Annotated in this window: 19 protein-coding genes; 5 read left to right on the top strand and 14 right to left on the bottom strand. The window is 71.0% G+C overall.

From position 1 onward, the window contains the following. Position 1 precedes the first annotated feature (1 nt). From dapA to thyX, 3 genes are all read right to left on the bottom strand, one after another. Positions 2-934, bottom strand: coding sequence for a 4-hydroxy-tetrahydrodipicolinate synthase (dapA, locus tag QFW96_RS07225; protein WP_281454767.1), 933 nt, complete (start codon positions 932-934; stop codon positions 2-4). A gap of 156 nt (positions 935-1,090) precedes the next feature. Then, positions 1,091-1,717, bottom strand: a complete 627-nt coding sequence (locus QFW96_RS07230) for a TIGR03085 family metal-binding protein (protein WP_281454768.1) — start codon at positions 1,715-1,717, stop codon at positions 1,091-1,093. An 89-nt stretch (positions 1,718-1,806) separates the two neighbouring features. Continuing rightward, complete coding sequence (gene thyX / locus QFW96_RS07235; RefSeq protein WP_281454769.1) at positions 1,807-2,559, bottom strand: FAD-dependent thymidylate synthase; 753 nt, start codon at positions 2,557-2,559, stop codon at positions 1,807-1,809. Between the two features lie 135 nt (positions 2,560-2,694). Here thyX and QFW96_RS07240 point away from each other — a divergent pair, with 135 nt between their 5' ends. Together QFW96_RS07240 and QFW96_RS07245 are read left to right on the top strand one after the other, a co-directional pair. After that, positions 2,695-3,324, top strand: a complete 630-nt coding sequence (locus QFW96_RS07240; RefSeq protein ID WP_281454770.1) for a toxin-antitoxin system HicB family antitoxin — start codon at positions 2,695-2,697, stop codon at positions 3,322-3,324. Between the two features lie 28 nt (positions 3,325-3,352). After that, positions 3,353-4,327, top strand: coding sequence for a DUF4097 family beta strand repeat-containing protein (locus QFW96_RS07245; protein ID WP_281454771.1), 975 nt, complete (start codon positions 3,353-3,355; stop codon positions 4,325-4,327). Positions 4,328-4,528: 201 nt separating this feature from the next. Here the strand turns inward: QFW96_RS07245 and QFW96_RS07250 are convergent, their stop codons facing one another. Next, entirely contained in the window at positions 4,529-5,752 is a 1,224-nt protein-coding gene (locus tag QFW96_RS07250; protein ID WP_281454772.1) for a winged helix-turn-helix domain-containing protein, read from the bottom strand. 118 nt (positions 5,753-5,870) lie between these two features. On the opposite strand from QFW96_RS07250, the gene QFW96_RS07255 reads away from it, so the two are divergent. Both QFW96_RS07255 and QFW96_RS07260 read left to right on the top strand, forming a co-directional pair. Next, positions 5,871-6,434: a GNAT family N-acetyltransferase gene (locus QFW96_RS07255; protein WP_281454773.1), complete on the top strand. Its 564-nt coding sequence runs from the start codon at positions 5,871-5,873 to the stop codon at positions 6,432-6,434. A 25-nt stretch (positions 6,435-6,459) separates the two neighbouring features. Further along, positions 6,460-6,951, top strand: a complete 492-nt coding sequence (locus QFW96_RS07260; RefSeq protein ID WP_281454774.1) for a hypothetical protein — start codon at positions 6,460-6,462, stop codon at positions 6,949-6,951. A gap of 115 nt (positions 6,952-7,066) precedes the next feature. On the opposite strand, the gene QFW96_RS07265 is transcribed toward QFW96_RS07260, so the two are convergent. The 6 genes from QFW96_RS07265 to QFW96_RS07290 form a co-directional block, all read right to left on the bottom strand. Beyond that, positions 7,067-7,348 (bottom strand): hypothetical protein, encoded by a 282-nt coding sequence (locus tag QFW96_RS07265; protein ID WP_281454775.1) that lies wholly within the window; start codon positions 7,346-7,348, stop codon positions 7,067-7,069. Between the two features lie 75 nt (positions 7,349-7,423). Continuing rightward, on the bottom strand, positions 7,424-7,615 hold the full coding sequence (locus tag QFW96_RS07270; protein ID WP_281454776.1) for a hypothetical protein: 192 nt from the start codon (positions 7,613-7,615) through the stop codon (positions 7,424-7,426). Between the two features lie 52 nt (positions 7,616-7,667). Next, complete coding sequence (locus tag QFW96_RS07275) at positions 7,668-8,906, bottom strand: YeeE/YedE family protein (protein ID WP_281454777.1); 1,239 nt, start codon at positions 8,904-8,906, stop codon at positions 7,668-7,670. Positions 8,907-8,917: 11 nt separating this feature from the next. Continuing rightward, the gene (locus tag QFW96_RS07280) at positions 8,918-10,549 is read right to left on the bottom strand and encodes a hypothetical protein (protein WP_281454778.1); all 1,632 of its coding nucleotides are present in this window, start codon (positions 10,547-10,549) and stop codon (positions 8,918-8,920) included. A gap of 112 nt (positions 10,550-10,661) precedes the next feature. Then, positions 10,662-12,482, bottom strand: coding sequence for a hypothetical protein (locus QFW96_RS07285; RefSeq protein WP_281454779.1), 1,821 nt, complete (start codon positions 12,480-12,482; stop codon positions 10,662-10,664). Positions 12,483-12,843: 361 nt separating this feature from the next. After that, the gene (locus QFW96_RS07290) at positions 12,844-13,416 is read right to left on the bottom strand and encodes a TetR/AcrR family transcriptional regulator (protein WP_281454780.1); all 573 of its coding nucleotides are present in this window, start codon (positions 13,414-13,416) and stop codon (positions 12,844-12,846) included. Positions 13,417-13,516: 100 nt separating this feature from the next. On the opposite strand from QFW96_RS07290, the gene QFW96_RS07295 reads away from it, so the two are divergent. Further along, positions 13,517-14,677, top strand: coding sequence for an FAD-dependent monooxygenase (locus tag QFW96_RS07295; RefSeq protein ID WP_281454781.1), 1,161 nt, complete (start codon positions 13,517-13,519; stop codon positions 14,675-14,677). 166 nt (positions 14,678-14,843) lie between these two features. Here QFW96_RS07295 and QFW96_RS07300 read toward each other — a convergent pair whose 3' ends face one another. The 4 genes from QFW96_RS07300 to QFW96_RS07315 all read right to left on the bottom strand — a co-directional run bounded on the left by QFW96_RS07300 (position 14,844) and on the right by QFW96_RS07315 (position 19,948). Next, positions 14,844-15,290, bottom strand: a complete 447-nt coding sequence (locus tag QFW96_RS07300; protein ID WP_425524734.1) for a hypothetical protein — start codon at positions 15,288-15,290, stop codon at positions 14,844-14,846. A gap of 16 nt (positions 15,291-15,306) precedes the next feature. Next, positions 15,307-16,050, bottom strand: a complete 744-nt coding sequence (gene dapB / locus QFW96_RS07305; RefSeq protein WP_281454782.1) for a 4-hydroxy-tetrahydrodipicolinate reductase — start codon at positions 16,048-16,050, stop codon at positions 15,307-15,309. Positions 16,051-16,265: 215 nt separating this feature from the next. After that, positions 16,266-17,606, bottom strand: a complete 1,341-nt coding sequence (locus QFW96_RS07310; protein WP_281454783.1) for a M16 family metallopeptidase — start codon at positions 17,604-17,606, stop codon at positions 16,266-16,268. A 98-nt stretch (positions 17,607-17,704) separates the two neighbouring features. Continuing rightward, a complete protein-coding gene (locus QFW96_RS07315; RefSeq protein ID WP_281454784.1) occupies positions 17,705-19,948 on the bottom strand; it encodes a polyribonucleotide nucleotidyltransferase in 2,244 nt (747 codons plus the stop codon). Between the last annotated feature and the right edge of the window lie 237 nt (positions 19,949-20,185).

The raw sequence follows: 20,185 nt of genomic DNA on the forward strand, positions 1-20,185 counted from the left end.
GTCACCTCTGTGCTGCGTCCGGGTTGACCAATACCAGGCCAGCATCCCACAGGTCGCTGGTGATCAGACGCACCTGCTCCTCCGTGGCGGCCGGCAGCGGCAGCCGCGGCTGGCCGGTCTCGTAGCCGCACAACCGCAGCGCGGTCTTGGCGAAGATGACGCCACCGACGAAGTTCATCGACCGGTACACCGGCAGGAGTCCCTTGTGGACCTCCATAGCGCCTGCGACATCACCGGATTCGTAGGAGTCGAGCATCTTGCGGAGCCGGTCGCCGACCACGTGACCGATCACGCTGACGAAGCCGACCGCGCCCACCGACAACCACGGCAGGTTCAGCGGGTCCTCGCCCGAGTAGTAGGCCAGCCCGGCGTCGTTCATCGCCTCGCTGCCCGCCCACAGGTCGTGCTTGGAGTCCTTCACCGCCACGATCTGCGGGTGCTCGGCGAGCCGCTTGAGGGTGTCGACCTGGATCGGCACGACGCTGCGCGGCGGGATGTCGTAGAGCATCACCGGCAGCTCGGTGGCGTCGGCGACCGTCCAGAAGTGCTGGTAGAGGCCTTCCTGCGGCGGCCGGGAGTAGTAGGGGGTCACGACCAGCAGGCCGTGCGCACCGGCCTTCTCGGCGGAGCGCGCCAGCTCCACGGAGTGCTCGGTGTTGTTCGTGCCGGCACCGGCGACGACGGTCGCCCGGTCGCCCACGGCCTCGACCACCGCGCGGAGCAGCTGCTCCTTCTCCTGGTCGGTCGTGGTCGGGCTCTCACCGGTGGTGCCGTTGACGACCAGCCCGTCGTTCCCGACGTTGTCGACCAGGTAGGCGGCGAGCTCCTGCGCCACTTTCAGGTCGACCTTCCCGTCCTCGTCGAACGGCGTGACCATGGCGGTCAGGACGCGGCCGAACGGGCGGCCCGGAATGGCGGTGGGGCAGTCGGTCATGGCCCTGACGCTACCTGGTCAGACGCCCGCCGAAGACAGCCGGACCGGGCTGAACCGAGCCCGCCGGAAAGGTGATTCCGACGAGCTCGAACAGACGTGTTTCTTTCGGTCTTCCAGGGCCCTGACGAGCAGTTCTTCAGATCGGCGGGCGGTTCTTCAGAACGAGCGGCGCAGGTCCTGCATCGCCATGATGTCGGCCTCGTTCCCCTCGAAGGTGACCTTCGCTTCGCTGCGGCCGAACGCGTAGAGCAGGAGCTCCGCGGTCTCACCGACGACGCGGACGGTGCGCGGGCCGCGCTTGGCCTGGATCTCGGTGCCGTCGGTGCGGCGCAGCACCACGCCCACCGGGCTGCGGCCGTAGAACATCCGCGCGACACGGCCCAGCGACTTCCACAGGACCTCGTCGCGCGTCTCGTCGGACGGGCGCGGCTGCCAGTTCGGCTGAGCGCGGCGGACGTCCTCGTGGTGCACGAAGAACTCGGCGGCGTTGACCGTCTCGTCGACCCCGCCGATGCTCATCGGGTTCCACTTCGGCGGTCCCTGCCGCACCTGGTCGACCAGCTCGGGCCAGGCCAGCTCGCGCAGCTCCTGCTCGGCGCGGTCGCCGCGCTCGGCCAGGGCCTTGATCAGCTTGCCCGCGAGTGCGTCCGGTCGGCGTTCGCGCACCACCAGGTGCACCGCGAGGTCCCGGGTCGCCCACCCCTCGCAGAGCGTCGGCGCGTCCGGGCCGACTCGCTCGAACAGCTCGCACAACAGCTGGCGTTCATCGCTGGCGACACCCATGGGCCCACTCTAAACGCCGATCAAGCCGAGCGGCCGCCGCATCGCGGATCGAGACGAAAACGGCACCCGGGGTTTCCCCGCCGGTGTGCTCAGCCCTCGGTGACCAGCGGGCTGGAGGCGACCTCGGTGCCGTCCTTGAGGGTGGTGATCTCGAAGTCGCTGAAGACGTTCGGCGCGGCCTTCTGCAGCTGCTTGAGGCATTCCACCGCCAGCGCGCGGATCTCCACGTCGGCGTGCTCGGAGGCGCGCATCGCCACGAAGTGCCGCCAGGCGCGGTAGTTGCCGGTGACGACGATGCGGGTCTCGGTGGCGTTGGGCAGCACCGAGCGAGCGGCCTGCCGGGCCTGCTTGCGGCGCAGCGTCATCGTCGGGTCGTCGGCGAACTTGTCCTCCAGCGCGGCCAGCAGCTCGGTGTAGGCCTGCGCGCTGGCCTCGGTGGCCTTCACGAACCGCTCGTGCAGCTCCGGGTCCTCGGCGATGACGTCGGGCTCGACCATCGCGGCGTCGCGCTCCGGGACGTAGCGCTGGGAGAGCTGCGAGTAGGAGAAGTGCCGGTGGCGGATCAGCTCGTGGGTCAGCGAGCGGGACATCCCGGTCAGGTAGAAAGACACCGACCCGTGCTCCAGCACGGACAGGTGACCCACCTCCAGGATGTGCTTGATGTAGCCGTCGTTGGTGGCCGTCGCCGGGTTCGGCTTGTGCCACGACTGGTAGCACGCCCGGCCCGCGAACTCGGCCAGCGCCTGCCCGCCGTCGGCGTCGGTGGACCAGTCCACGTCCTCCGGCGGGAAGAACTCGGTCTTGCCGACCAGCTGCACGTTCGGCCGCACGATCTCGGTCACGACGGGCGCGCCCCTTTCCTGCTCTCACGACTCCCCTGCCCGGAAGCCTAACGACCGGCGGCGACGCGATCGCCTGACGTCGGTTGACACCATCGTGTCGTTGCATGACGTCATCGATGACGGCATAGTGGTGTCATGGATCTGAACCCGTACATCGACCAGCTTCGCGAAGACCTCACCTCCGCCGCTGCCGCAGGCGACGACCAGACGCGGCAGACCGCGGCGGTGCTGTCCGGCGCGATCGAACCGGCCGCGCGGCTGGCGATCATGAACGCACTGTCCGACCTCGCCGCAGAGGTCACGACGAATCTCGACGGGCAGGTCGTCGACCTGCGACTGGACGGCCGCGACCTGCGCGTCGTGGTCAGCGGCGGAGGCACTCCGCCGAGCACCGAGACCGAGAGCGAACCACCACCTCCCCCGCCGCCCAGCGGCGACAACGGCGACATCAGCCGCATCACGCTGCGGTTGATGGAGGAGATCAAGTCCCAGGCCGAGCAGGCCGCGTCCGCCCAGGGCGTCTCGTTGAACACCTTCGTCGCGCAGGCGGTGCAGGGCGCGCTGCAGGGACGCGGCCGCGGCGGGCCGTGGGACCGGCCGCGACGCGGGCGCGGCGGTCGCGGACATGGCGGCCCCGGACATGGGGGTCACGGGCACGGCGGCCACGGCCGCGGGCGCGGCGGGCCGTGGGACGGCCCCGGCTTCGGCGGGTGGCCCGGCGGCGAGGGCGGCGGCTCCCGCATCCACGGCTGGGTGCAGGGCTGACCGGGCGATGGCGGAAAGGCGACTGGAGATGACCGACAACAACGAGGACCCGGACCTGGACCAGGAGTGGTCCGAGGCCGAGGAAGAGCTGACCGACCTGCTGCGCAGTCAGGACTTCGACACCGATGGCCCGCTGCGCATCGACATCGGCAACAACCGGGGCTCGGTCGTGGTCGAGCTGACGGACACGGCGGTCACGCACGTCGACGTCCGGCACGACCCGTCGTCGACCGGGCAGGACTGGCAGAACGGGCTGTCCGGGCTGCTGAGCTGGGTCAGCGAGCAGTTCGGCGCGAACGTTCCCGGCGGCGCGCGCGGAGTCGACCTGGGTTCCCTGCCGCGGGAGCCCCTCGTCGAGGCGGTGCGCCGCACGCGGATCGACCTCAGCGGAGGCCGGCTGGTCGTCCGCGCTCCGTCCACGGCGCCGCTGCGCGGGGTGCCGCTGGCGGTGCGGGTGACCGCGCCGACCGGCTCGGAGGTGAGCGTGCAGGGCGGTGGCTCGGAAGTGTCGCTGACGGGCACGGCCGGGAAGGTCAACGTGCAGGCCGGGGCGGGAGCCGTCGCGGTCGAGGAGGCGACCGACCGGGCCACCGTGCGCAGCAGTTCCGGGCACCTGCGGCTGGGTGCCATGCGCGGCGGGGTGCACGTGCGCTCCGGGCGCGGTGACATCGAGGTGGGCTCGCTCGCGGCGGCGTCCTCGGTGGGCAGCGGGTCCGGCAACATCTGGCTCGGCGAGGTGTCCGGCGACGTGCTGGTGCGCACCGGCAGCGGTGACATCACCGTGGCAGACGCCGTCGACGGGCAGGTCGAGCTGATCACCGGGTCCGGCGAGCTGCAGGTGTCGCTGCACCGCGGCACGGCCGCCGAGGTCGACCTGACCTCCTCCACCGGCACCGCGCGCAGCGACCTGGACGTGTCCGATCAACCACCGGAAACCGAACCGACGCTCAAGGTCTTCGGACGCACCGGCAGCGGTGACGCGGTCCTGGCCACCGCGAGCTGAGGGTCAATGGCCTGCGGTCGTCTTGCGCGGCGGTGCCGGTAGCGGAACCGGAGCGCCTCCGTGGACTCCCTGCGCCGCTCCTGACGCATGTCCAACGCACGGCGCCCCGGTGCGCTCGTCACGAAGCCGCTCGGAACCCGCAGCGGTGCCAGTTGTTCGGGCGGTGGAAGAGAGTGCGGCTCCGCCGCAGACTGAAAACCGCTACGTCGCAGCGAGTTCCGCGTTGAGGGGGCGGATGAGATCACCTCGTTCGCCCACCACGACGTCGTCGAGTCCGAGCCAGCCGGCCATGTCGCGCAGCGCGGCGGCCAGCTCGGGTGCGACGCGGGTGGCGTCGTGGCCGGGTTCGAGGAACGCGCCGGGGACCCGGAGCACGCCCGTGTTGCGGTCGGCCTTGATGTCCACGCGACCGACCAGCTCACCGTCGAGGAGGAAGGGGAAGACGTAGTAGCCGTACTGCCGCTTGGGTTCCGGGACGTAGATCTCGATGCGGTAGCGGAAACCGAAGATCCGCTCGGCGCGGGAACGCTCCCAGATCAGCGGGTCGAACGGGCACAGCAGAGCGCGGCCGGTGACCTTGCGGGGAACGCGGGCGTCGGTGTGCCGGTAGGCGGGCTGCCGCCATCCGTGCACCACCAGCGGTTCCAGCACGCCGTCCTCGACGAGCTCGGCGACCGCCTGCTTCGACTGCTCCGGCGACAGCCGGTAGTAGTCGCGCAGGTCGGTCTCGGTGCCCACGCCCACCGCCTCGGCCGAGCGCTCCACCAGGGCGCGGACGGCTTCGGCGTCCTCGGGTTCGTGGGCCAGGACCTCGGCGGGCAGCACGCGTTCCGGCAGGTCGTAGAGCCGCTCGAAGCCGCGGCGGGTTCCGGTGGTCAGCTCCCCCATCGCGAACAGCAGCTCGCAGACCCGCTTGGTGTCGGTGCGGTTCCACCACGGTCCGCGCCCCTGCCGCTCGCCACCGCCGAGCTCGCGCTCCAGCCGGCCTGCGCCGATGGGTCCCAGCTCCTTGACGGCGTTGAGGACGTCGTTGACCAGCTCGGGGTTCTGCTCCAGCAGGTCGCGGGAGCGCTTGCGCCACGCGCCGCCGTACTCGCGCATCCGCCACCGCAGCAGCGGCCAGTCGTCGACGGGGATCAGCGACGCCTCGTGCGCCCAGTACTCGACGAGCATCCGGGGCTGCCGGGTGGTGTGCGACCAGGCAGCGGTGTCGACCAGCTCCGCCGGGTAGGCGCCGAGCCTGCTGAACAGCGGCATGTAGTGGGCGCGCACCGCGACGTTCACCGAGTCCAGCTGCAGCAGCTTGGTCCTGGACAGGGCGCGCTGCAGGTGCCGTCGGGTCACCGCGCCTCGCGGCCGGGGGTCGGCGAAGCCCTGCGCTGCGAGGGCGATTCGGCGTGCCGTGTCGTTGCTGATGGTCTGCACCCGAGGAATCGTGCCAGCCGCCCCCGACAGCCCGACGACCAGCGACCACCTGCTGCGGCCTCCCACGGTGACGGGCTGGGTGCCCGGCGTGATCGCACGACGCGTTAGGTTGGCGCGCATGGCAGAAGCCGACGTGCGCGACGCGGTGGCGTCCGACGCCGCCGAGATCGCGCGCATCCAGGTCGAGACGTGGCAGACCGCCTACGCCGAGATCCTCCCGCCGGCCGTGCTCGCCGGGCTGGACAGCGCGGCGGCCGAGCAGGAGTGGCGCGAAGCCGTCACCTCGGGCTCGGCGACCGTGCTGCTCGCGATCGAGGGTCGCTGGACGGTGGGTTTCTGCGCCGCGGGTCCGGCGCCGGAACCCGAGGTCGCCGCGGCCGACGGGTCGCTGCCCGCGGACGCGTCGACGACGGTGCTGGTCAGCGCACTGCTGGTGGAGCCGCGCTGGGGTCGGCGCGGGCACGCCGGACGGCTGCTGGGCACGGTCGGGCGCCGGTACGCCGCAGCCGGTGCCACGCGCGGCATCGCCTGGGTCCCGGAGTCGGACTCGGCGTCGCTGTCGTTCTACCGCGCTGCGGGATGGTCACCGGACGGTACGGTGCGCACGTTGGACGCGGGTGGGCGCCCGCTGCGCGAGATGCGCCTGACCGGTCCGCTGGACTTCGAGTTCGAGCACCACTGACGCCTGCCCCCACCAGGAGCCGACCGTGCTGACCATCATCGGGTTGCTCTCCACCACCTTCGGAGTGTCGGTGGCCTCGGCGCTGCTCCCGCTGATCAGCGTCGAGCTGTTCGTGGTCGGGCTGGTCCTCAAGGAACCCGAGATCCCGTGGTGGGTGCTGGCGCTGGTCATCGCGGCCGGTCAGATCGGTGGCAAGCTGCTGCACTACTACGCCGCGCGCGGCAGCATCCGGCTTCCGGGGCTCGTGCGCCGCGAGCGCGAGGCGCCCAAGACCCGGGGACGCTGGCGGGCGTGGCTGGAGTCGTTCCGGGAGAACTGCCGCAGCCGCCCGGTCTGGGCGGGTGCGGTGCTGCTGATCAGCGCGGTGGCGAGCCTCCCGCCGTTCGCGGCGGTGGCGTTCGTCGCCGGGTGGGCCAAGGTGCCGGTCACCACGTTCCTGCTCACCGGTTTCGTCGGCCGCTTCGCCCGCTTCGGCGTTCTCGCCGCGGCTCCGACGGCGATGACGACCTGGCTGTGAACACCTCGGCCCGTGAAGTGCCCTCACGACGAGCGACCCGGAAAAGGGGACGTCCCCTCGCCGTGGGGGACGAGGGGACGTCGGGGGAGCCTGCTCCGCGTCAGGAACCTCTGGCTCAGAAGCTCGGCAGGCTGGGCAGCGCGGGCAGGCCGAGCCGTCCCGGGATTCCCAGGACCGAGTCGACCAGGCCGAAGACCGGGACGCCGATCGGCGCGAAGGTCCACTTGTCGTTGAGGTCGCCGGTGTCGGGCTCGTCGACGATCGCCGGCCCGTCCTGAGCCACGACGGCCGCCGGTGCCGGGGCCTCGGGACCGGCCAGGGCCGCCGGTGCGGTGGTGCACAGGGCCGCTCCGGCCAGGACGGCGGCGGTGATGGCGCGGGATGCGGTGCTGTTCATGCTGGTTCCCTTCGTTGGAGCCGACCTGCCGCGCGGTGCGCGGGCCGCGCAGCGGGTTGCGGACGCACTACCTGATCAACCCGCCAGCAGGGCGACGACCGGGGCGAGCAGCTGCGTCGGCAGCTGCACGGTCGGGGTGAGCACGGCACCGAGGTCGACCCCGGGCAGGACCCAGATCGCTTCGGCCTGGGCGACCCCGCCGGTGAGCAGGGCGGCGCTCACGGCCAGGGCCACCGCGGTGGCGGCGCGGCGGACGGATGCGGACATGTTCGTTCCTCCTTCTTCCTCACCACCGGCCGCGACCGCAGCCGGTGGACGATCAGCAGACGGCGTCCGACGGCTTGGGATTGCCGAGTCCGAACAGCGGTCGCAGCGCGACGCCGGCGTAGGTGCCGACGATGGCCATCACGCCCCACAGCCAGCCGTGCAGGCTGAACGAGGCGACCCCGGAGAAGTAGGCGCCGATGTTGCAGCCACCGGCGAACCGCGCGCCGATGCCCATCAGGATTCCGCCGAGGACGGCGCCGACGGCCATCTTCCAGGGGATCTTGCGGTGCAGGGTGAACGCACCGGCGAGCGCGGCGGCGACGAGGGCGCCGACCATGATTCCGAAGTCCATCACCGAGATCCGGTCGGTGAGCACCGACGAGGCGAGCTTCGCGGCGTTCTCCGGGTTCTGCCAGAACGGGGCGCCGGAGATGTCGACGCCGACCCAGCCGAGGATCTTCGCGCCCCACAGGCCGAACGCGGAGGTGATGCCCCAGGTGCCGCCGGAGACGAACAGCGTCGCGGCGTTGAGCGCGGCCAGCAGGACGGCGCCGACCCACAGCGGCCACGAGCCGCGCAGCGCGCGCAGGATGCCCTTGGCGACCGGCGGCTGGTCGATCGGCGGGGGCGTGCGGCGTCGCTCGACCAGCAGCGAGATCCCGACGACGGCGCCGATGATGAGCAGCGTGAACAGCACGCCGCCCGCGTAGCCGAGCGGGGTGTCGGCGAGCGAGACCGTCGGGCCGATGTTCTGCACGGTCTTGATGAACGGCGAGATGAACGCGGTGAACACCGAGCCGACGATGAAACCGCCGAGGGTGAACAGGATCGCGGTCTGCCCGCTGCCGACGGCGAACAGCGTGCCGGAGGCGCAGGAGCCGCCGACCTGCATGCCGACGCCGAACAGGAACGCGCCGAAGACGACGCCGAGCCCGGCGGGTTGGAGCTGCGCTTCGGGTGTGCCGGACAGCGAGAAGCCGCTGCCGAGGATGCCCGCGAACAGCACGGCGGCGACGCCGAGCATCAGCATGTGGGCGCGGATCGCCCGGCCCTGCCCGACGGTGATCAGCTGCCGCCAGGCGGAGGTGAAGCCGAAGCGGGAGTGGAACAGCACCAGGCCGAGCCCGAGGCTGATGAGGTAGACCACCAGCATCTTCCAGCCGGCCGCGTTGACCACGGCCAGGCCGAGCACGACGGCGACGGCGATGCCGATCGCGACGACTCCGCGTTGCGCGGGCGGCGCGGTGCGCACCGGTGGCGGTGCCGGTCTTTCAACGTCCACAACAGACATGTGCTGCTCTCCTACTTCTCCGTGAGCGGGCTCGACACGGCCACGATGGTCCCCTGCGGGATCCACTGGCCGCTGTTGCCGCCGTGCTGGTGTCCGCCCATCTGCATGACGTCGACCTGGGCGGACGCGTAGATGGTGACCTCTCCGCTGAGGTTCTCCCCTAGGACCCTCGCCCACTCCCGGTATCCGGACAGCGACGGCGGGTCGCCGAAGGCGCTGGACTGGGTCATGCCGTAGGTGAGGGCGTTGCGGTCGCGCGGGTCGAAGCGCAGCGGCACGGCCACACCGGGGGCCGAGGTGACCACCGGACCGTGCAACAGCCAGGGCGCGACGTGAATTCCGTACACGAACCACGCCCGTTCCAGATTCTGGGACGCCTGCGCCCAGCCGGAGACCTGCAGCAACGCGCCCTCCGAGCTGCCGCTCAGCGGTACTCCGCGGCGCGCGGCCTCGGCGCGCACGACCTCGACGGCGGCCTTGCTGCGGGGCGTGTCGTCGCCGTCGACGGCGAGCGAGGGCACCTTCATGTCGGCGAGGAAGGCCACGTTCTTGCGCAGCGCGTCGGCGTCCTCGGGCAGCAGCGCGGTGTCGGGGCAGGTCACCGGCGCGGGCGCGCCCGCGGCGACGGTTCCCAGCGCGGCGCTGGCGCATTCGGGTTCGGCGGTGCCGGGGACCTCGGGCAGGTCGCCGGTGTCGACGTCGACGCTGCCGGTCTCCTCGCCGCGCTGGATCACCAGGTCGCTGCGGCCGGGCGGCAGGTCGACCACGGCCCAGGTGCCGCTGGCGCCGGGCTTGGGTACCGCGCGGGAGATCGTGCCGCCGTGCTCGATGGTGATGCCCTGCCCCGCGCTCTCCGGGAAGTGCACCAGGTTGCGCCCTACGCGGTTCGGGCTGACCAGCACCGGGGTTCCGGCGGCCTGGTCGAGCCGGGCGACGCCGGGAACGGGCAGGTCCTGCGGCAGCGGCAGGCCGGGCAGGGTGGCCCAGGCCAGCACGACGGCGAGGACGCCGACGGCGCCGAAGCGGTAGGTGCGGCCGTCGTCGCGGATGACGAGCGTCACGGCGAGCACCGCGATCGCGCCGATCAGCAGCACCAGGACGGCGATGCCGTGGCCGGTGCTGAGCAGTCGGCGGTCGAGCAGGCCGGACAGCACCAGCTGCCCGATCCCGACGCCGAGGAGGGCGATCGCGGCGGTCAGCGCTATGGGCCGGGGGCGCAGTCCGCCGTCGGGGTTCCAGCTCTTGGCCAGGGCCAGGCCGAACCAGACGACGGCGACCGCGACGACGACCGTGTCGAGGAGGAAGGGGAGCGAGGTGTGGCCGAGGGCGGCCTCGGCGATGAGCAGCAGCGCCAGCCCGAATCCGAGGAAGGCGGCGGGTCCGCGCCAGCGCAGCGCGAGCGGCACCGCGATGGCGAGCGCGACGTGCGCGACCGCGAAGCCGGTGTTGATGTCCAGCACGACGGCCGACACCGCGGCCAGCGCGGCGGTGACGCCGCCGCAGGCCCAGGCGAGCAGCGGTCGCATCGCGGCGCCCGCGCGCAGCAGGCCGATGCCGGCGACGAGCGCCGTGCCGGTCAGCAGCAGGACGCGCAGCACCAGCGCCAGGTAGTCCACACTGGACACTCCGGTGTGGGTGTGCATGTCTTCCACGCTCGCTCTCGGTCGGGGGGCAGGGGTGGGTGGCCGCCGCAGGACGGCGGCCACCCGGTTCGCCACTGCGTCCAGGAATCCGGTGACGGCTCTTGAGAACCGGTTACTTCAGGTCGTTCTCGGCCACCACGAACAGCTGCGAGTGCGGTTTGGCGTTGCCGAACTCCCCGTGCGGCCAGGACCGCCGGTTGAAGTTGACGCCGACCTCGCCGGTCACCTCGTCGCGGAAGGTGTCGTCGACCTGGACCTTCCCGTCCGGCCCGAGGGTGACCATGTTGACCTTGTGGTCACCGTCGTTGCCGGTGCGCGCGACGAAGTAGTTCGACACCGCGAGCCGGCCCGGGACCTGGGTCTCGGCGTACTTGCCGTCCGGGCCCAGCTTGAAGTTGTCGTAGGCGCCCCAGTGCGGGCCACCGGTGGCCTTGCCGGGGTTGATCGGAGTCGTGCCCGCCACCGTCGGGCAGTCGGCCTCGGCGCCGCCCTTCTGGGATTCCTCGATGGTGTCGATGTTGCACTGGTAATCGGTGCCGGAGTTCACCAGCTTCTGGATGTCCAGCGTGTACACACCACCCGTGGTGCCCGGGTCGTCCTTGCCGAACGTGCCAGGCGCGCGCCCCTGGATCGCCCGGTACAGGAACCGGTCGTCCGGGCTGGTCTGCAGCCAGCCGCCGTTGGAGCTGCCACCGTTGGCGTCGTTGGCCGGGTCGAACCGCACCGCGGCGGCACCGTCGTCGAAGACCTGGCGCCAGTGCGGTTCCGGCGCGGTGATGTCCGGCGTGTAGAACACCGCACCGCCCTGCATGGTCTGGGCGAAGGCGCCCTTGTGACCGGGCAGGTTGGTCACCGTGGTCTCCATCGCGGCACGACTCTCGTTGTGCAGCGGGTCCTTCGGGTTCGCGCGCGGACCGTCGGGCAGGTAGGAGACCGCCTTGAGCTTCGGGTGGTTGCGGTCGGAGATGTCCCAGGTCCGCACCGTCGGCCGCCGCAGGTACGGCGACGGGGTCTTGACCGGGTCCAGGATGATGTTGCGCGGCTCGGCGTAGTCCGAGGTCACGAGGGTGTTGAGATCCTCGCGGGCCTGGACGCCGTGCGGGTTGGCGCAGGTCGGCGTGCCGATCCGCGGCAGGTTGTCGCACAGCTTCGCGTTGTCCCCGCCCGGCGTGGCCGCCGGGGATTCCGAGAGCACCTTGCCGTTCGGGTCGAACCGCACGACCTCACCGGGGCTTCCGGCGAAACCGTTGCCCAGGTGCGTCGATCCGTCGGAGTACCGGTACGGGCCGGGGACGACCGGGCCGCCCATGTAGGTGCCGTAGGCGGTGCCGTCCTTGAGCGTCCAGTAGGCGTCGGGGACGGAACCACCGGGCGTCTGGGTGGGCAGGCTGACGCCCTTGAGCTTGACGTTCGGCAGCGCCGAGACATCGAACGCGTAGGTGGCGCCGAGGAACAGCGCACCGGCGTAGATGGTGTCGCCCTTGTGCCACACGTACTGCATGTGGTGCGGCTCGTTCTCCACCAGCGGGCCGACCGTGATCGTGTTGACCACCTGCCCGTAGCCGGGCGAGCCCTTGGTCGCGTCGATGACGGCCAGGAAGTCCGGCCCCGGCAGGGCGTTGGCGACCTTGCCGGTGCCGCCCTTGAGCGAGCCGGGAAGGTTGCGGACGTCGGAAACCGCGGTGTCCGCGATGTTCTCGTCACCCGCCCAGACGACCAGCCACTCCTTCGGCTTGCCGTCCGATGTGGACTTCTCGAGCGCGCTCTTCACGACGTGGTTGGTGACGGTGTAGTCCTTGCCGTCGGCGCCCTTGACCGACTGCGTGGACACGTCGACGTCGGCGTGGGCGTCCGGCACCGGCAGCGTGATCGCGCTGACGGCCAAGGCTACGGCGGCCAGCCCGATGGGCAGCCGTCTCAGACTCTTCTTCATGTGTACTCCGGATTTTCGTGGAGAATTCCGAAATCGGGCACGGCGAATCGAGCTCGCCCGGAATTGCGCGAGTTTCCGGGCGAGCTTCGTCGTGAACTACTCGGAGGGAGAGAACGCCGTGCAGCGGCGGGAGAAAGAGGTCCTTATGCGTGACAGAGCGCGCTGGCCTGCTGTCGGAGATCGACGTGCAGGCGAGTCACCAGAGAGGCGAACCTGGACATGGCAGAAATGATCGGGAACTTCCCGAGACGTGTCAACGTTCAACCACGTTGTGGGAAACCATCCCACGAGCATTCTGAGAATCCCCTGGTAAGGAAGATCAGTAGACCGAACGGCGGTATGCGCCGAATCCGGTCCGGACTTACTCTTTCCGGTTCTCCACCGCCGTGGCCGCGCGGATGAGCGTTCCCGCGGCGCCCTCGATCCGCTCCTCGTCCCCGGTCACGATGCGGTCCTGGCACAGGCCGCGCAGACCCGAGATGAGCAGGCTCGCGCGAGAACGCGCCTCGGCCTCACCGAATCCGAGCTCTCGGAAGACGGGCACGAGCGGCTCCACCATCGCGGTGACCGCGTTGGCGGCGAGCGCGGCGTAGCGCTCCGGCTGCGTGGGGGCCAGGCTCAGCACCTGGAACAGGATCCGGATCGGGCGCTGCTGGCGACCTCGGGTGATGGCCTCCCACAGCTGCCACGCCGCCCGCTCCAGCTCGTCGGTGTCACCGACGTCGCGGAACAGGTCCGCGATGTCCGGGCGGCTGGCGGCGATCGCCTCGGCGATGAGCGCGTCGCGGCTGCCGAAGTAGTACAGCAGCATCCGCTTGCTGGTCCCCAGCTTCTCGGCCGTGGGCGCCAGCGACAGATCGGCGATGCCGTGCTCGGCAAGGTGGTCGACAACCCTGCGCAGCAGGTCAGCGCGCTTGTCGCCTCGTGAGCTCACCTCTTGACCGTACCGATCGGTACAACTAGCGTGCAACTCGCCGTACCGATCGGTACAACGACGACCGCAGGGGGCGCGCATGACGACGAGGACACCATCGGTGGCGATCATCGGAGCCGGGATCGGCGGGCTCACGCTCGCGATCGCACTGCGACGGCGGGGAATTCGCGCCGCGGTCTACGAGCGGGCCGACGAGCTGCGGGAAGTCGGCGCCGCGGTCGCGCTGTCGGCCAACGGCACCCGCGTGCTGCACGCCCTCGGACTCCGCGCACCCCTGGACGCCGCGAGCGCGGTGCCCACCGAGCTGATCTACCGGCACTGGCGCGAGGGCGGTCGCGTCGCCTCGTTCACGGCTGGCGAGGCGTACGCGGAGCGGTTCGGATCGCCCTACTGCGGCGTGCACCGGGCCGACCTGCAGGCCGTGCTGGCCGAGGCCTGCGGGCCGCAAGACCTCCACCTCGATCACCGGCTGGTGGGCATCTCGACCGAGAACCGGGGCCACGAGCTGGAATTCGCCAACGGCGTCGTCGCGCACGCCGATCTCGTCGTCGGGGCCGACGGCGTGCACTCCACCACCCGCCGGTGGGTCGCCGACGCCGAACCCGCCGCGTACTCCGGCACCAGCGGTTTTCGCGGGCTCATCCACCGCGAGGAGATGCCCTCCCTGCCCGATCCCGACGCCATCCAGTTCTGGATGGGGCCGGGCGCGCACGTGCTGCACTACCCGATCGGCGACGGCTCGTTCGTCAACTTCCTCGCCGTGGTGGACGATCCGGCCACCTGGCCGGGTTCCAGCTGGGTCGCCGACGTCTCACCGGACCTGCTCCGCGAACCCTTCACCGGATGGCACCCGGGCGTGCGCGAGATGATCGAGGCGACGAGCCTGCACAAGCGCTGGGCCCTGTTCGGGCAGAGCCCGCTGCGCCGCTGGCACCGGGACGGGATCGTGCTGCTCGGCGACGCCGCGCACGCGATGCTGCCGCACCACGGCCAGGGCGCGAACCAGTCCATCGAGGACGCGGCCACCCTCGCCTCGCTGCTGCACCGCTTCGCGCCGGAGCAGGCGCTCCCCCGCTACGAACGGCTGCGCCGCGCCCGAACCCGCGCGGTCCAGCGCAGTTCGTGGGTGGCCTCAGCCCTGCTGCACCTGCCCGACGGACCCGAGGCCGACGAACGCGACCGGCGGCTGGCCGCGATCCCGGACACCCTCCAGTGGATCCACGAGCACGACGCCGAAGCCGCGGCGAACGCCTGCGGCTAGGGGCTGTTCAGATGCGGCGGAGCCGCACCACCCGAGCAACCTGCACCGCCGCGGGTTCTGAGCGCTTTCGCGAGCACGCCGGGACGCCGCGTCGCGCATCAAGAGCGGCGCACGGAGACCGCGGAAGCGCTCGGTTTCGCCACCCGCAGAAGGACCACAAGGGTCCTCAGCGGTCGTCGCGTTCGAGCTCGATGGCCTTGCGCATCGCGCGGCGGCCGCGGTTGCGGTCGCCCGCCAGGTCGTAGGCCTGGGCGAGGGCGAACCAGCGGCGCCAGTCCTGCGGCGAGGACTCCAGCTCGGTCTGCTTGGCGTCGAACCACGCGTCGGCCGCGTCCCGCTCGACCCGGCCCGACGGGCGGCGCGGCAGGTGCGAGACGTCGGGCAGCGCGCCCTCGTCGTCGAGCCTGCGGGCCAGCCGCTCGGTGGACGCGCCGAAGCGCAGCTGGTCGGCGACCAGCACCGCGCCCAGCACCGGGAACACCAGGATCGCCAGGCCCAGCGCGATGAAGACCGGCTCGCCGCTGCTGATCATCGTGATCGCGCGGCCGCCCATCAGCACCAGGTAGACCAGCAGCACGAGCGCGACCACGAACGCGGCGGTGCGCGCGGTCAGCAGCGGCTTGGCCACCTCAGATCCCCATGAGCGAGTCGAGCCCCACGGTCAGGCCCGGCCGGCCACCGACTTCGCGCACGCCCAGCAGCACGCCGGGCATGAACGAGCGGCGGTCGTAGGAGTCGTGCCGGATGGTGAGCGTCTCGCCCTCGGTGCCGAAGATGACCTCCTGGTGCGCGACCAGGCCGGTCATCCGCACCGCGTGCACCCGCACCCCGTCGACCTCGGCGCCGCGAGCGCCGTCAGGGTCCTTGGTGGTGGCGTCGGGCATCTCGCCGAGCCCGGCCTCCTGGCGGGCCTGGCCGATGACGTGCGCGGTGCGGGCCGCGGTGCCCGAGGGCGCGTCGGCCTTCTTCGGGTGGTGCAGCTCGACGATCTCGGCGGAGTCGAAGTACTTGGCGGCCAGCTCGGCGAACCGCATCGACAGCACCGCGCCGATGGCGAAGTTCGGCGCCACGATCACGCCGACCTCCGGCTTGTCGGCCAGCCAGGAGCGGATCGAGTCCAGCTCGGCGGGGCCGAGACCGCTGGTGCCGACCACGACGTTGATGCCGTTCTCGACGCAGAAGCGGATGTTGCCCAGCACCGCGTCGGGGTGGGTGAGGTCCACGGCGACCTGAGCGCCGGACTCGACGAGCCGCTCGATCGGGTCGTCGTGGTCGACCTCGGCGACGACCTCGGTGTCGGCGGCCTCGCCGACGGCTCGCACGGCCTCGGACCCCATCCGCCCGCGGGCGCCCAGCACACCAACCTTGATCACCGTGGATACACCTCTCCGCAACGACGCTGCCGCCCCGGAGTCTAGGCACCCACCCCTCGCACGCCCGACGACCCACCCCGCGTGGTGACCGACACCATCTCGTGTGGGCCGACGTGCGCGCGCTCCTCCAGCATCGGGACGGTTTTAGTCATAATTGACCAGACAAAACGGACATTGATCATGGGCAATTATGACTAAAACTGTCCCCTGGTGAGCTACACGCCCTCCGGGAGGTCCTCTGGAGTCTTGTACGGCCCGACGACTGCGGTGGTGAAGGGGCGGTTGAGGAGGTCCCTGGCCAGCGCCGCGACATCGTCGGGGGTGACCGCCTCGATCTTGGCGAGGGTCTCCTCGACGGTGTAGTGGCGGCCGTAGTTGAGCTCGGTCTTGCCGATGCGGCTCATCCGGGCCGCGCTGTCCTCCAGACCCAGGACCAGACCGCCGCGCAGCTGACCGCGGCCGCGGTCGACCTCCTCCGGCGACAGGCCGTGGGCGGCGACGTCGGCGAGCACCGCGCGGATCACCGAGGCGACCTCGCCCAGGCGCTCCGGCGTGCACCCGGCGTACACCGAGAACGTGCCGGCGTCCGAGAAGGCCGAGCTCGACGAGTACACCGAGTACGCCAGGCCCCGGCTCTCCCGGATCTCCTGGAACAGCCGCGAACTCATGCCCCCACCCAGCGCCGCGTTGAGCACGCCGAGCGAGAACCGCCGCTCGTCGTAGCGGTCCAGCCCGCGGCAGCCCATCAGCAGGTGCGTCTGCTCGGTGTCGTCGGGGTGCAGCACCAGCGGTTCCTGCTTCGGCAGCCGCGCCCGTCCGCCGCGCGGCTCCTCCGGGTGCTCGTCGCCGGCCAGCCGGTCGCCCAGGGCCTTGCGGACCAGCCGCACCACCGTGGCGTGCTCGATGTTGCCCGCCACGGCCACGACCATCTTCGGCATCCGGTAGCTGCGCCGGTAGAAGCCGTGGACCCGGTTGCGGGTCATCTCGGTGATCGACTCCTCGGTGCCGAGCACCGACCGCCCCAGCGGGCTGTCGCCCAGCACCGCGGTGGAGAACAGCTCGTGCAGCAGGTCCTCGGGGTCGTCGTCGCGCATCGCGATCTCCTCGAGCACCACGCTGCGCTCGACGTCGACGTCGGCGGCGTCGTTGATCGCGTCGAAGACCACGTCGCAGAGCATGTCCACCGCCAGCGGCAGGTCCTCGTCCAGGACGTGCGCGTAGTAGCAGGTGTGCTCCTTGGACGTGAAGGCGTTGAGCTCACCGCCGACCGCGTCGATCTCCTGCGCGATGCCCACGGCGGTCCGCTTCGCGGTGCCCTTGAACAGCAGGTGCTCCAGGTAGTGCGCGGCACCGGCCTGCGCGCGGGTCTCGTCCCGGGACCCGACGCCGACCCAGATGCCCACCGACGCCGAGCGGACGCCGGGCACGGGTTCGGTGACCACCCGCAGCCCGCCCGGCAGGACCGTCCGCCGCACTTCGGCGGTCCCGTTGTGCCCGAGGACCCGGGTCGTCCCGGGACGTTGCAGGTGTCCGGCTGTCTGCTTCTGCTGCTTCATATCCCTGTTTCATCGCCTCTGCGCGCACCCCGCGCACCCACGACAATACGGCCCGCCCCGGCTGACCGGGACGGGCCGTATCGACGGATTTCAGCGGATCATTCGGCCGCGGTGGCCTCGGCCGGAGCCGCGTCGCCCTCCGAGGACTCCTCCTCGTCGTTGACCACGATGAGGCTGATCTTGCCGCGGTTGTCGATGTCGGCGATCTCCACGCGCAGCTTGTCGCCGACGTTCACGACGTCCTCGACCTTGCCGATGCGCTTGCCGTTGCCCAGCTTGGAGATGTGCACCAGGCCGTCCTTGCCCGGCAGCAGCGAGACGAACGCGCCGAAGGCCGCGGTCTTGACCACGGTGCCCAGGAAGCGCTCGCCGACCTTCGGCAGCTGCGGGTTCGCGATGGCGTTGATCTTGTCGATCGCCGCCTCCGCGGACGGGCCGTCGGCCGCACCCACGTAGATGGTGCCGTCGTCCTCGATGGTGATCTCGGCGCCGGTCTCCTCGGTGATCGAGTTGATCATCTTGCCCTTCGGGCCGATGACCTCGCCGATCTTGTCGACCGGGATGTTCACCGAGGTCACGCGCGGGGCGTGCGGGCTCATCTCGTCGGGCTTGCCGATCGCCTCGGCCATGACCTCCAGGATCGTGAACCGGGCGTCGCGCGCCTGGCCCAGCGCCTGCGCCAGCACCTCGGACGGGATGCCGTCCAGCTTGGTGTCCAGCTGCAGGGCGGTCACGAAGTCCTTCGTGCCCGCGACCTTGAAGTCCATGTCGCCGAACGCGTCCTCGGCACCGAGGATGTCGGTCAGCGCCACGTAGTGGGTCTTGCCGTCGACCTCGTCGGAGACCAGACCCATCGCGATGCCCGCGACCGGGGCCTTCAGCGGCACACCCGCGTTGAGCAGGGACAGCGTCGAGGCGCAGACCGAGCCCATCGAGGTCGAACCGTTGGAGCCCAGGGCCTCGGAGACCTGCCGGATGGCGTACGGGAACTCCTCGCGCGAGGGCAGCACCGGAACGAGCGCGCGCTCGGCCAGCGCACCGTGGCCGATCTCGCGACGCTTCGGGCTGCCCACCCGGCCGGTCTCACCGGTCGAGTACGGCGGGAAGTTGTAGTGGTGCATGTACCGCTTCGTCGTCTCCGGGGAGAGCGAGTCGATGGTCTGCTCCAGCCGCAGCATGTTCAGCGTGGAGACGCCCAGGATCTGGGTCTCGCCGCGCTCGAACAGCGCCGAACCGTGGGTCCGCGGGATCACGCCGACCTCGGCGGACAGGCTGCGGATGTCGGTCAGGCTGCGGCCGTCGATGCGGACCTGGTCGCGGATGATGCGCTGCCGGACCAGCTTCTTGGTCAGCGAGCGGAACGCCGCGCCGATCTCCTTCTCGCGGCCCTCGAAGGCCTCGCCCTCGCCGGTGCCGACCTTCTCCAGCAGCGACGCCTTGATCTCGTCGAGGCGGGTCTCGCGCTCCTGCTTGCCGGCGATCTTCAGCGCCTCGGCCAGCTCGGTGGAGGCGGCCTGCTCGACGGCGGTGAACGCGTCGTCCTGGTAGGCCGGGAAGACCGGGAAGTCCTGGGTCTCCTTGTTCACGGCCTGGGCCAGCTGCTGCTGGGCGACGCACAGGTTCCGGATGAACGGCTTGGCCGCCTCCAGACCCGCGGCCACGATCTCCTCGGTCGGCGCCTGGGCGCCGCCGTCGACGAGCTCGGCGGTCTTCTCGGTGGCCTCGGCCTCGACCATCATGATCGCGACGTCGTCACCGACGATGCGGCCCGCGACGACCATGTCGAACACGGCGCGCTCGAGCTGCTCGTGGTTCGGGAAGGCCACCCACTGGCCGTCGATCAGCGCCATGCGGGTGGCACCGATCGGGCCGGAGAACGGCAGGCCCGAGCCCTGGGTGGACGCCGACGCGGCGTTGATCGCCAGCACGTCGTAGAGGTCGCCCGGCTTGAGGCTCATGACGGTGACCACGACCTGGACCTCGTTGCGCAGGCCGTCGACGAACGACGGGCGCAGCGGACGGTCGATCAGGCGGCAGGTCAGGATCGCGTCGGTCGACGGACGCCCCTCGCGGCGGAAGAACGAGCCGGGGATGCGGCCCGCGGCGTACATCCGCTCTTCGACGTCGACGGTCAGCGGGAAGAAGTCGAAGTGCTCCTTCGGCTGCTTGGAGGCCGTGGTGGCCGACAGCAGCATGGTCTCGTCGTCGAGGTACGCGACGACGCTCCCGGCGGCCTGCTTCGCGAGCCGGCCGGTCTCGAAACGGACGGTACGGGTGCCGAACGCGCCGTTGTCCAGCACGGCGGTCGACTCGTACACGCCCTCTTCGATCGCTTCAGTCAAGGTGACTCCCTATCGTCACAACGCCCACGGCAGGAGCATCCGGATCGGTGATCCGACAAGGCCGGCCATCGATCGAAGCTCCCGGGACCGTCTCGTGACGACTTGCCCGGCAGCCACTACCGAGGACCGGCGGACGCCTGCACCCAGTGCTTGCCACCGTGAGCGCTCTATTGAGTTGCTGACGGCGCCGGTGAGGCACCGCCCGGTTTTACGCACCGGGGGGAGCGGCCCGCGGCC

The sequence above is a fragment of the Saccharopolyspora ipomoeae genome (genome assembly GCF_029952525.1).
GTDB classification, from domain to species: domain Bacteria; phylum Actinomycetota; class Actinomycetes; order Mycobacteriales; family Pseudonocardiaceae; genus Saccharopolyspora; species Saccharopolyspora ipomoeae.